Origin of the sequence: Pseudomonas sputi, assembly GCF_021603585.1 — a bacterium.
GTDB lineage: Bacteria > Pseudomonadota > Gammaproteobacteria > Pseudomonadales > Pseudomonadaceae > Aquipseudomonas > Aquipseudomonas sputi.
Genome location: NZ_BQHI01000014.1, coordinates 58,868 through 70,612, shown reverse-complemented (window position 1 = coordinate 70,612; position 11,745 = coordinate 58,868). Strand labels below are relative to the sequence as shown.

Here is an 11,745-nt window from a genome sequence, read left to right as displayed (position 1 = left end):
TGCGCTGAGACAATGGTCGCCTGCCTGAATCGGGTAGGATTGGCGAAAATGTCGCGGCATGCTCGAAAAAACAAGGAAATCCCGGGTTGAAACTCAGTGATATCGCGCGGTTGGCCGGAGTGTCCGTGACCACCGCCAGCTACGTCATCAACGGCAAGGCCGAACAGCAACGCATCAGCAACGCCACCGTCGAGCGGGTGCGGGCGGTGGTCGATCTGCACGGCTTTACCCCCAATCCACAGGCGGCCGGGCTGCGCAGTCGGCACACCCGAACCCTGGGTTTTATCCTGCCGGATCTGGAAAACCCCAGCTACGCGCGGATCGCCAAACTGTTGGAACAAGGCGCCCGGGCACGCGGCTATCAGCTGCTGATCGCCAGCTCCGACGATGCACCGGACAGCGAACGGCAACTGCTGCAACTGTTCCGCGCCCGGCGTTGCGATGCGTTGATCGTCGCCAGTTGCCTGCCGGCCGGTGACGACAGTTATCGCCAGTTGCAGGCCAAGGGTCTGCCGATCATTGCCATCGACCGGGTGATGGATGCCGAACACTTCTGCTCGGTGGTCAGCGATGACCGCGAAGCCAGCCTGCACCTGACCGAAAGCCTGCTCGACCCGCAACCCAAGCAGATCGTGTTGCTGGGCGCGCGTCCGGAACTGAGCATCAGCCAGGAACGGGCGGCCGGGTTCAAACAAGCCTTGGCCGGGTTCAAGGGCGAGGTGCTGATCGAGCACGCCGACTCCTTCAGCCGCGAATGCGGCAAGCAATTGATGGAAGAACTCCTGCAACGCCTCGGGCATTTGCCGGATGCGCTGGTGACCACCTCCTACGTGTTACTGCAGGGCGTGTTCGATGCGCTGCACGACTTCCCGCTCAAGTCACGCCCGCTGCGCCTCGGCACGTTCGGTGATACCCAGTTGCTCGATTTCCTGCCGTTGCCGGTCAACGCCATGGCCCAGCAGCACCAGTTGATCGCCGACAAGGCGCTGGAACTGGCGCTGGCGGCGGTCGAGCAATCGGACTACCAGCCTGGCGTGCAAGCCATCGCCCGGACTTTCAAGCAGCGTATTCACCGGGACTGAGCCGTGGAGCTGATCGACAGCCACACCCATCTGGACTTCCCCGACTTCGACGCCGACCGTGCGGCGTTGCTCACCGAAAGCCGCGCCCTCGGCGTGCGGCGAATGGTCGTGTTGGGTGTCTACGAGGGAAACTGGCAACGGGTGTGGAATCTGGTGCAAAGCGATGCCGATTTGTACGCGGCCTTCGGATTGCACCCGGTCTATCTCGAGCAGCATCGGCCTGAAGACTTGCATGCACTGGGCGATTGGCTGACACGGTTAACGGGTCATCGACAACTGTGCGCGGTCGGCGAAATCGGCCTGGATTACTTCATCGAAACCCTCGACCGCGAACGCCAGCAGGTGCTGTTCGAAGCGCAGCTGCAACTGGCGGCGGACTTTGAGTTGCCGGCGCTGATCCATGTGCGGCGCAGCCATGCAGCGGTGATTGCCACGCTCAAGCGCTTCAAGCTCAGGCGCGCCGGGATCATTCACGCCTTTGCCGGTAGCCGTGAGGAGGCGCGGGAATACATCAAGCTCGGATTCAAACTCGGCCTTGGCGGTGCGCCAACCTGGCCGCAGGCGTTGCGCATGCACCGGGTGCTGGCCGACTTGCCGCTGGATTCAGTGGTGCTGGAAACCGACTCACCGGACATGGCGCCCGCCATGTTCCCCGGCATGCGCAATACGCCGGCGCATTTGCCGGCGATCTGCGACTCACTGGCCGCGTTGATGAACATCGATCCGGAACAACTGGCCGCCGCCAGTACCGCGAACGCTTGTCGACTGTTCCACTGGTAAACAGTCGGCAGGACACGTCAGACGCGGAACGCGCTGATCAATTGCTTCAACTCGACCACCTGCGCCGACAACGCACGGCTGGCATCTTCGGTCTGATGCGCACCTTCTGCGGTGCGCTCGCCGGCACGGTTGATCTCGACGATGTTCTGGTCGATGTCGTGGGCCACGGCGGTCTGCTGCTCGACGGCGGCGGCGATCTGCTGGTTCTGGTCGACGATCATGCCGACAGCGCCGAGGATGTTTTCCAGCGCCTGTTGGACTTTCTCCGACTGCCCCACCGTGCCGTTGGCCATCTGATGGCTGACGCCCATGGCCTTCACTGCCGCACCGACGCCACCGTGGAGCTTGGCGATCATCTGCTCGATTTCCTCGGTCGATTGCTGGGTGCGTTTGGCCAGCGTCCGGACTTCGTCGGCGACCACGGCAAAACCGCGCCCCTGCTCACCGGCCCGAGCGGCCTCGATCGCGGCGTTGAGCGCCAGCAGGTTGGTTTGTTCAGCGATGCTCTTGATCACTTCCAGGACGCGGCTGATCGCCTGGCTGTCGCTGGCCAACTGGTTGATCACCAACACCGATTGATCGATCTCGCTCGCCAGGGCCGCGATGCTGCCCTGCTGCGATTCCACCAGCCCGCGACCATTGATGGTTTCGTCGTTCACGCTGTGGGCGCTGCTGACTGCTGCCGCCGCACTGCGTGCCACCTCCAGCGACGTCGCCGACATCTGGTTCATCGCGGTGGCCACCTGTTCGATCTGCGTGCGTTGCCCGGCGACCGCCTGATTGCTTTGTGCCGAGACGTTTTCCACCTGCCCCGCCTGCCGCTCGACCTCGCCAACGGTGTGGCCGACCCGTTCGATCAGGTCGTGGATTTTCTGCACCGTACCGTTGAACACTTCGCCCAACTCGCCGAGTTCATCGCGGCTATTGGCGTGAAAATTCACTGTCATGTCGCCCGCCGCCACCTTGTCCATCATGGCGCCGAGGTTTTTCAGGGTGGCGCGGGTCGAGGCGTAGAAGCCGCCGTAGAGATAGAAAATCAGCACGAACACCACCGACAGCGCCACCGCTTGCAGCACCATGTGCGTGCGGTTTTGCCCCAGGCGTTGCTGCAATTGGGTGTCGAGGAACTTCAGGGTGGCGTCGTTGAGCTGATAGGTCTGGTCCATCAACCCGGTCACCTGGTCATAAAACCCCTGCCATGGCGCGTCGAGGGTTTCGGCCATCACCACTTGTTCTTCGATCAGTGTGCCGGCCTGTTTCAGCGACGCCTTGCTGGCATCGGCCGGGGCGCTCAGGGAATCACCGGCGGCTTTGCTCGAACCCAGCGCGTCCTGCAATTTCAGGCCATATTCGGCCTGCAGTTTTTCGATCTGCACCAGCAACTCGTCGAACCGGGTGCTCGACGAGCTGTTGAGAAAGCCCTGGCCCAATGAATACGAACCCATCGCCCGGCCTTCGCCCAATGCCTGGGTGATGGCCGGCGTGATCGCGGTGATCAACTCACTGAGCTGGCGTATGTCGCTCTGGTTGTCGCGACTCAATCCGGCCTGACTGGCCACGATCTGGCTGAAAATCTGCGCATTGCCCAGCAATTTGCCGATCAGCGCACTTTTGCTTTGCAGGGAGTTTTCCGCTTGCTGAACCTTGAACGCGGCGATCATTTCATCGCGCTTGGTCTGGAAAAACTTGATCTGCTCCGGATCTTCGGTCATCGGCGTCAGCCCTTGCAGGCGCGCCAGAACGTTTTGTTCAAGACCGGTGATCTGCGCCTCGACATTGCCGGCCTTGCCGGACTGGCCGAGGGTGACATCGATCTGCACCAGATTGTTGAGGGTTTCCAGATCCCGGCGCAGCGTCAGGCTGCTGCCCAGCAGGTCGAGGCTTTGCAGCTCCACCCGGGTGCCCTGGAATTCGCGATAGGAATCGCGCACCAGATAGAAATTGGTCACCAGCATCGGCACCAGGAACAGCACGCTGATCAGGCTGAACTTCATGCCGAAGCTCAAGCGATTCATCAGCGAGACGGCGGGATAGAGCAAGCTCTTCACTGGAAGTCTCCCTTGGTTTTTTCTTGTTTTTATTGGCAGGCGCGGGGCGACAGCAGATAGCCACTATCGGGCGCTATCTCTGTATAGCTCAAATCGAAGGGAGGTTTTGTAACTTAAGGTTAACGAGGGGGATTGCCCCCCTCGTCACAGGAACGGCCTACGCCAGTACCGTCCACAGGGCAAATCCGGCATACCACAGCACCGCCGCCCGCAGCAGCAGTTCCCACAGGCAGTCGAGGGTGTTGATGCCTTCGGAGCCGACAGCGGCCGGCGGGATTTCCCCGGCCGCCAGCCCGACCTTGTTGATCAGTTGCTCGGCGCTGATGTTCCAGTTCAGCAGCTCGTGCAGCATCACCCGACTGACCGCGACGAAATTGCCGACCAGGGCAAGACTCCCCGCCAGCAGGCGCACCGGCACCCAGTCGAAGGCGTGGCGCAGTTGCCCGGCCCGTTCAGCCACCGCAGGGTTCTGGGCGTTTTCCTCCGCCAGCGCCAGCAAGCGATAGCTCAGGGCCGCCACCGGACCGAGCAGGAAGTACCAGAAAATCACCGCAAAAAAGCTCTGGTAGGCCTGCCACAACAGATGCTGTTGCACTTGCTCCAGCAATTGTTCGCCGCTTTCGGCGCAGATGTTCAGATCACGCTTGGCCACGTGGGCGGCGGCCTGCAGGTCTTCACGGCGCCAGGCGTCGCGAAACGGCCCGAGCTCGCCGAGCAGGTCACCCCGCCCCAGGCTGTAAATCACCACCAGCAAATGCACCGGCAATGCCAGCAGACCATAGGCTACCGGCTCCAGCACCACCAGCAGCAACCCCAGCAATGCCACCGGCAACAGCACCAGGATGGTCAGCACCAGCCAAGGCTGTTTCGCCAGTCCGCCGGCTTCAAGCTTGTGCAGTTCGCGGATCCATCCGCCATCGCGTTGCACCCGTTGGCGCAGAGCCGAGAACTTCTCGATCCATACCGCCAGCAGTAACACCAGAAAACTCATTGTCCTTCCTCTTGTGCCAGGGCGGCGCGGTAGCGTGCCCAGTCGAATGCGGGTCCGGGGTCGGTCTTGCGTCCGGGGGCGATGTCACTGTGTCCGCAGATGCGCTCGACAGTGATCGCCGGGAACGCCGCCTGTATCTGCCGGGTCAACGCGGTCAGCGCCCGGTACTGCGCGTCAGTGAACGGCAGATCATCGGTGCCTTCCAGCTCGATGCCCACGGAAAAATCGTTACAGGTTTCCCGTCCTTCGAACACTGAAACGCCGGCATGCCAGGCGCGCTCAAGACAGGAGACAAACTGGGTGACCTTGCCGTCACGTTCGATCAGAAAATGCGCCGACACGCGCAGGTCGGCGATTCCCGCAAAGTAGGGATGTTCCGTGACATCCAGACGGTTCTGGAAAAAATCCTGGACCTTGCCGGTGGCGAACTGCGCCGGTGGCAGGCTGATGTTGTGGATGACCAACAGGGAGACTTCGCCCGCCGGGCGTTCATTGAAGTTGGGCGAAGGGCAGACTTGCACCCCGTGACACCACCCGCTTGCGGGATCCAACTGCATACCGATTCCTTCAACGCCGACTGTGTTGGCGACCAGTATGCCGTGATCGGCCCCCGGCGCGCGATCACTTGCCGCGATTGAGCCGCCGCAGATTGCCGAGCACCGACTCCAGTGCCCGGTCGAACAGCAAGGTGTCGTCCAGTGCTCGCACCGCACCGCGACGAAACGCCAGGGCCAGTTCCGTGCGGTCGCGCTCCAGCACTTTCATCCCGGTACGGTCAACGAACACGTACTTGCCGGTAGCCTCGATGATCGCCGCCAGCTTGCAGCGCAGGGTGTGTTCTTCGTCTTCCTCGAACGCCACCCAACTGCCCAGGCGCAACTGATCGACCTGGCGTAAACCCGCATCGTCGGCTGGCAAACGCGCTGGCGGGCGTGGTTTGAGACCGTCGTCGGCCATCTGCAAGACAATCGCCTGCGACACTTCGATCATTTCCGGCAGCGCGATTTGATCCGGTGCGCTGGACGGTTCCAGCAGCCGCACATGCAGCGCTTCCAGTTCACTGAAAAAGCCGCTGGTGGCAAACGGATCGAAGGCCGAACTGCTCAGGCCGTCGCGCAATGACTTGAGCAACCCCGGTACCAGCGCCAGCAGGCGCAGACCCGCTGCGGCGTCGTCGTGGCGCTGCACGCTCCAGATCAATTGCTCCATGGTCTGCACGTCGGCGTGCCATTCGGCGGACTGATCGCCGTGCTTGAGGCAGGTCAGCAGCAACACCTTGCTCCAGGCGTCTTGCACGAAGGTCACCACCGACAGTGGCAGGACCTTGCCCAGCAAGGCCTGGTTCAACGCCTGCTCGACCCGCTGGCGGGCCAGTTCGGTTTTCGCCCGGCCCTCTTCGGCATCGCGCAAACGCTGTTCAAGCAATTCGCTGCGGCGGCGCTCGTCACTGGTGAACGCGAGGAAATCCGCCAGCAACTCGGAAAAAATCGCCGGGTCATCGACAAAATCCGTCAGCAAGCGCTGCACCACCTGCTCAATGCGCAGGTACAGGCTGTCGCGCGCATTGCCGTCGCACTCGCCCCAGCCCATCGCCGCCTCAGCGATTTCATTGAGCAGGCGGCGCGCCGGATGGCTGCTGCGACTGAAGAAGCTTTTGTCGATCACCGCGACCTTCAACATCGGGATCTGCAACCGTGCAATCAGCGCCTTGAGCGAATCCGGCAGGTTGCGATCATCAAGGATGCAGTCGAAGACCATGGCCACCAGGTTGATCACGTCCTCGTCCGCCCCGCCGACGATTCGTGATTTGCCGCTGCGCACGCTGACCCGGGTCAGCAACTGTTCAAGCTGATGGCGCAGATCGAAGTCGTCCTGCAACGACAGCGCCGGCACGTATTGCTGCAGGTGCGAGAGCAGGCGCAGCAGGTCGCGGGTGGAAATTGGCTGGGCGGGAGCGCTGGGCTCAAGGGTCGGCGCAACGGTGCCGCGCACGTGCAGCAGCAGTTCCTGCAACGCGGCGAAGACTTCCTGCACCGCCGCGTCCGCCTGGGGTTTAGCGATGCCCTCGAATTCGCTCTGCACGCTGGCCACAGCCTGATCGATGGCGCGACGGGCCGGTGCGGGCTTGAGCTCGGGCAACACGCCCGTGGCAATCAGCAGCTGATTGGCTTCGGCGTAGAGTTGATCGGTATCGGCCAGCACATAGCGCTCGAACAGTTTGAGCAGGATCAGTTTAACCTTGATCTCCACTCCCAGATTGCGCCCGGCCTGCAGGAAGTACTCGCAAAGCATCGCCGGGCCCAGCGGATTGTAGTGATCGTCCAGGGTCTTGCCCAACAGCGCATTGAATCGCGCGGTCAGTTGATCCAGGGCGAACCCGTCGCGATTCAGTACGCGACCGACCATGGTTTGGACCGCGACGTTGCGCTCCATGTCATCGGTGCGTGCTGTCGTGTCGTCACACTGCAAGGCATGAGAGAGGACAGTGGGGACGGGATCGAATTGAGTGAGGCCGACAAAGGCTTCGAAGAACTGCTCAAGAAAACCGCGCTCGATGTGCTTGCGCTTGAGGCGCAGGTCGCGCATGGCCTCGAAAAAGATGTTCTGTTCGACGTCGTTACGCGCCCGGTCGGCCATTTCGAAAAGCGTGTCGTCGGCGTTATCGAACAGCTCCTGTAAACCGTTGCGCAGGCGCTGGGCAGCCTTGTCGCGAACCTGAAGCAGAATCACAGGCAGGCGGGCGAGCGGCGAGTGAGTCGCCTGATCGGCAGTGGCCTTGTGCAGAGGCACTACATTCCCGTCGTTGTGCATCCCAGCCTCCTGAAACGGTGATTCGCAGACGTCAAAGTCATGGCGTCAAATGCAAGGCGGATTATCTTGCAAAAGATGTCCCCGGCGCCAGAGCCGTCAGGGTTTCCCCTATACGCCAACACCTTCCAGTGACCACGGCAAAATCGGGTTTACTCAAAGAAAATCGACCGGATGCAGCGCTGCGTGGCGGTTCTCGCCTTGGGTTGGCCGACGCCATGCCCCTATAATCGGGCCACTTAGTTTGTGGAGCCCGTTATGCCGAATCTACGTCTCGCCGATTTGACCGCCGAAATCGAAGCCAACGTGCGCCGTGCGTTGCTCGAAGACATCGGCAGCGGCGACATCACCGCGCAACTGATCCCGGCCGAACGCCTGGCCAAAGCCACCATCATCACCCGCGACGCCGCCGTCATCAGCGGCACGGCCTGGGTCGATGCGGTGTTCCGCCAGCTCGATCCACGGGTGGCGGTGCACTGGCAGGTGCGCGATGGCGAACGGGTTTCGCCCAATCAGCCGCTGTTTCATCTGGAAGGCCCGGCCCGTTCACTGCTGACCGGTGAGCGCAGCGCTCTGAACTTCCTGCAATTGCTGTCGGGCGTGGCGACCCGTGCGCAGTATCTGGCGGATTTCGTCGCCGAGACCTCGGTGAAACTGCTCGACACCCGCAAGACCCTGCCGGGCCTGCGTCTGGCGCAGAAATACGCGGTCACCTGCGGTGGCTGCCATAACCATCGGATCGGTCTCTACGACGCGTTCCTGATCAAGGAAAACCACATCGCTGCCAGCGGTGGCATTGCGCAGGCCATCGCCGCTGCGCACAAGATCGCCCCGGGCAAACCGGTGGAAATCGAAGTGGAAAGTCTGGAGGAACTGAAGGAGGCGCTGGCCGCCGGTGCCGACATCATCATGCTCGACGAACTGAGCCTCGATGACATGCGCGAAGCCGTACGCCTGAACGCCGGCAAGGCAAAACTGGAAGCCAGTGGCGGCATCAACGAAAGCACGCTGCTGCCGATCGCACAGACCGGGGTGGACTACATCTCGATCGGCGCGATGACCAAGGACGTCAAGGCCGTGGACCTGTCGATGCGCTTGAGCATCTGAGGCCATCGGGCAATAAAAAACGCCAGCCCTTTCGAGGCTGGCGTTTTTGTTTCAGACCACCAGATTGTTCATCTCGCAGTATTCATCCCACTCGACGCCCAACACTTCGGCCGCTTCCTTGTGCAGTTCCAGGCGCTTGGCCTCGAACTCCTCAGGGGTGCTGGTGTACTTGAGGGTCAACTCCCACGGCTGCAGGCCCTGGGCTTCGGCTTCATCTTCGAACGCCCACTGGATCTGGTCTTTCTGATCATCGGGACTCAGGTCCTTGATCTCGTCCATCAGCTGGGGCGCATCAAGCTTGTACTTTTCCAGCGCTTGTTCGTGGCGTTGCTCTTGGGTCAATTCAGTCATGGCGTTCTCGCTGATCATAGGAATGGAAGATGGATGTGGATCATCAAGGATCTCTCTGACGCGGACTGTCCGGCCTTCGGAACCATTCGGGATCATCTGAAAACTGCTGGGCGATGCTCATGCAGACAACGAATATAGGACGTTTGGCGAGCGAATTACACGGGACTTTACATCTCTCCCACAAAAAGTTGACCGGGGGAACATAAACCGGATTTCGCAGGGGGAGCAGGAAGAAGGGAAAGCGAAATGGTGCCCGAGACAGGAATCGAACCTGCGACCTTCGCGTTACGAGTGCGCTGCTCTACCGGCTGAGCTACACGGGCGGTCGGCTAAACCTAGCACTGGTCTTGCAGGTCGGCAACTTCGCCGAATGACTCGATGCTTCACGGACAAAAAAATACCCCGCCGTTTTCACGGCGGGGTATTTTCATTGCGCTGCAACTGCGGGGTGATTAAACGCCCGAAGCCTTGGCAGCGGCCACGTCTTTGATGGACAGCTTGATACGGCCGCGGTTGTCCACGTCCAGTACCAGCACTTCCACTTCCTGGCCTTCTTTCAGGATATCGGTCACTTTCTCTACGCGAGCGTCACTCAGCATCGAGATGTGAACCAGACCGTCCTTGCCCGGCAGGATGTTGACGAATGCGCCGAAGTCGACGATGCGCTCAACCTTGCCGACGTAGATCTTGCCGATCTCGGCCTCTGCGGTGATCCCCAGAACGCGCTGACGTGCTGCTTCAGCCGCTTCCTTGGTTTCGCCGAAGATCTTGATCGAGCCATCGTCTTCGATGTCGATCGAAGCCTTGGTTTCTTCGCAGATCGCACGGATGGTCGCGCCACCTTTACCGATAACGTCACGGATCTTGTCGGTGTCGATCTTCATCGCGATCATGGTCGGCGCGTTGGCCGACAGTTCGGTACGCGACTGGCCGATGATCTGGTTCATCTGGCCGAGGATGTTCAGGCGCGCTTCCAGGGCCTGGCCCAGAGCGATTTCCATGATCTCTTCGGTGATGCCCTTGATCTTGATGTCCATCTGCAGCGCGGTCACACCTTTGGCGGTACCGGCCACTTTGAAGTCCATGTCGCCCAGGTGGTCTTCGTCACCCAGGATGTCGGTCAGGACAGCGAACTTCTCGCCTTCTTTAACCAGACCCATGGCGATACCGGCAACCGGTGCCTTCATCGGAACGCCAGCGTCCATCAGGGCCAGGGAAGCGCCGCAAACGGAAGCCATCGAGCTCGAACCGTTGGATTCGGTGATTTCCGATACCACACGGATGGTGTACGGGAACACGTCAGCGGCTGGCAGCATGGCCGAAACCGAACGACGGGCCAGACGGCCGTGACCGATTTCGCGACGACCGGCGCCACCCATGCGACCACACTCGCCCACCGAGAACGGAGGGAAGTTGTAGTGCAGCATGAACGGGTCTTTTTTCTCGCCTTCCAGGGTGTCCAGCAGTTGCGCGTCGCGGGCGGTACCCAGCGTTGCGACGACCAGAGCCTGGGTTTCACCACGGGTGAACAGCGCCGAACCGTGAGTCTTCGGCAGTACGCCGACTTCGATGTTCAGCGGACGTACGGTACGGGTGTCGCGACCGTCGATACGTGGCTTGCCGTTTACGATGTTCTCGCGAACGGTGCGGTATTCGATTTCGCCGAAAGCGGCTTTGACGTCGGCAGCCGAAGGCTGGCCTTCTTCACCGGAGAGCTTGGCAACCACCTGGTCACGCAGCTCGCCCAGACGCGCGTAGCGGTCGGCCTTGATGGTGATGGTGTAAGCCTGGGAGATCGCTTCGCCGAACTCGGAACGGATAGCGGCCAGCAGCTCGGTGGCTTCTGGAGCAGGTGCCCAGGTCCAGGTTGGCTTGGCAGCTTCGGCAGCCAGTTCTTTAACGGCGTTGATCACGACCTGGAACTCGTCGTGAGCAAACAGTACTGCGCCCAGCATCTGGTCTTCGGTCAGCTCTTTGGCTTCCGATTCAACCATCAGTACGGCGTCCGAAGTACCGGCAACGACCATGTCCAGGCTCGAAGCAGCTTGCTGCTCGTAGGTCGGGTTCAGCAGGTAGCCGGTGCTTTCGTGGAAAGCAACGCGAGCGGCGCCGATCGGACCGTCGAACGGAATGCCGGAGATCGCCAGGGCAGCCGAGGTACCGATCATCGCAGCGATGTCCGGATCGGTTTTCTTGCTGGTGGAAACGACGGTGCAGACAACCTGCACTTCGTTCATGAAACCTTCAGGGAACAGTGGACGGATCGGACGGTCGATCAGTCGGGAAGTCAGGGTTTCTTTCTCGGAAGGACGGCCTTCACGCTTGAAGAAACCGCCAGGGATCTTGCCGGCAGCGTAGGTCTTTTCCTGGTAGTGAACGGACAGAGGGAAAAAGCCCTTGCCCGGATCGGCTTGCTTGGCACCGACTACGGTCACCAATACGCTGACGTCATCGTCAACGGTGACCAATACTGCGCCGGAGGCCTGACGGGCGATACGGCCAGTCTCGAGGGTAACGGTCGACTGACCGAACTGGAATTTTTTGATTACCGGGTTCACGGTGTCCTACCTTCTTTGTG

9 protein-coding genes, 1 tRNA gene and 1 pseudogene are annotated in these 11,745 nt (G+C 61.0%); 3 read left to right on the top strand and 8 right to left on the bottom strand.

Going from position 1 to position 11,745, the window contains the following annotated elements:
* Nucleotides 1-86: 86 nt before the first annotated feature.
* Nucleotides 87-1,082, top strand: a complete 996-nt coding sequence (gene cra / locus L6D81_RS19165; RefSeq protein WP_236181468.1) for a catabolite repressor/activator — start codon at nucleotides 87-89, stop codon at nucleotides 1,080-1,082.
* Between the two features lie 3 nt (nucleotides 1,083-1,085).
* The gene (locus L6D81_RS19160) at nucleotides 1,086-1,862 is read left to right on the top strand and encodes a TatD family hydrolase (RefSeq protein WP_236181467.1); all 777 of its coding nucleotides are present in this window, start codon (nucleotides 1,086-1,088) and stop codon (nucleotides 1,860-1,862) included.
* A gap of 17 nt (nucleotides 1,863-1,879) precedes the next feature.
* Here L6D81_RS19160 and L6D81_RS29710 read toward each other — a convergent pair whose 3' ends face one another.
* From L6D81_RS29710 to L6D81_RS19140, 5 genes and pseudogenes are all read right to left on the bottom strand, one after another.
* Nucleotides 1,880-2,584 (bottom strand): methyl-accepting chemotaxis protein, encoded by a 705-nt coding sequence (locus L6D81_RS29710; protein WP_371917332.1) that lies wholly within the window; start codon nucleotides 2,582-2,584, stop codon nucleotides 1,880-1,882.
* Nucleotides 2,585-2,734: 150 nt separating this feature from the next.
* Nucleotides 2,735-2,941 (bottom strand): annotated as a pseudogene (locus L6D81_RS29705) (HAMP domain-containing protein); the annotation flags it as partial.
* Between the two features lie 1,126 nt (nucleotides 2,942-4,067).
* Nucleotides 4,068-4,901, bottom strand: a complete 834-nt coding sequence (gene ampE / locus L6D81_RS19150) for a regulatory signaling modulator protein AmpE (RefSeq protein ID WP_236181465.1) — start codon at nucleotides 4,899-4,901, stop codon at nucleotides 4,068-4,070.
* Nucleotides 4,898-5,458 (bottom strand): 1,6-anhydro-N-acetylmuramyl-L-alanine amidase AmpD, encoded by a 561-nt coding sequence (ampD, locus tag L6D81_RS19145; protein WP_236181464.1) that lies wholly within the window; start codon nucleotides 5,456-5,458, stop codon nucleotides 4,898-4,900. Before ampD ends, ampE begins: the two co-directional genes overlap by 4 nt.
* Before the next feature lie 64 nt (nucleotides 5,459-5,522).
* Nucleotides 5,523-7,712, bottom strand: coding sequence for a DUF1631 domain-containing protein (locus L6D81_RS19140; RefSeq protein ID WP_236181463.1), 2,190 nt, complete (start codon nucleotides 7,710-7,712; stop codon nucleotides 5,523-5,525).
* A 255-nt stretch (nucleotides 7,713-7,967) separates the two neighbouring features.
* Between L6D81_RS19140 and nadC the strand changes: the two genes are divergently transcribed.
* Nucleotides 7,968-8,816, top strand: a complete 849-nt coding sequence (gene nadC / locus L6D81_RS19135) for a carboxylating nicotinate-nucleotide diphosphorylase (protein WP_236181462.1) — start codon at nucleotides 7,968-7,970, stop codon at nucleotides 8,814-8,816.
* Nucleotides 8,817-8,867: 51 nt separating this feature from the next.
* Here nadC and L6D81_RS19130 read toward each other — a convergent pair whose 3' ends face one another.
* The 3 genes from L6D81_RS19130 to pnp form a co-directional block, all read right to left on the bottom strand.
* Nucleotides 8,868-9,167 (bottom strand): DUF6388 family protein, encoded by a 300-nt coding sequence (locus L6D81_RS19130; protein ID WP_236181461.1) that lies wholly within the window; start codon nucleotides 9,165-9,167, stop codon nucleotides 8,868-8,870.
* 247 nt (nucleotides 9,168-9,414) lie between these two features.
* Nucleotides 9,415-9,490, bottom strand: a tRNA-Thr gene (locus tag L6D81_RS19125).
* Nucleotides 9,491-9,619: 129 nt separating this feature from the next.
* Nucleotides 9,620-11,725 carry a polyribonucleotide nucleotidyltransferase gene (gene pnp, locus L6D81_RS19120; protein ID WP_011332410.1) on the bottom strand — a complete coding sequence of 702 codons (2,106 nt, stop codon included), beginning with the start codon at nucleotides 11,723-11,725 and terminating at the stop codon, nucleotides 9,620-9,622.
* Nucleotides 11,726-11,745 lie beyond the last annotated feature (20 nt).

Bases quoted from the DNA above. Each gene is read 5' to 3' on its own strand.
- ampD (WP_236181464.1), bottom strand. From the start codon at position 5,458: ATGCAGTTGGATCCCGCAAGCGGGTGGTGTCACGGGGTGCAAGTCTGC.
- ampE (WP_236181465.1), bottom strand. From the start codon at position 4,901: ATGAGTTTTCTGGTGTTACTGCTGGCGGTATGGATCGAGAAGTTCTCG.
- L6D81_RS19130 (WP_236181461.1), bottom strand. From the start codon at position 9,167: ATGACTGAATTGACCCAAGAGCAACGCCACGAACAAGCGCTGGAAAAG.
- nadC (WP_236181462.1), top strand. From the start codon at position 7,968: ATGCCGAATCTACGTCTCGCCGATTTGACCGCCGAAATCGAAGCCAAC.
- L6D81_RS19140 (WP_236181463.1), bottom strand. From the start codon at position 7,712: ATGCACAACGACGGGAATGTAGTGCCTCTGCACAAGGCCACTGCCGAT.
- L6D81_RS29710 (WP_371917332.1), bottom strand. From the start codon at position 2,584: ATGTCGGCGACGTCGCTGGAGGTGGCACGCAGTGCGGCGGCAGCAGTC.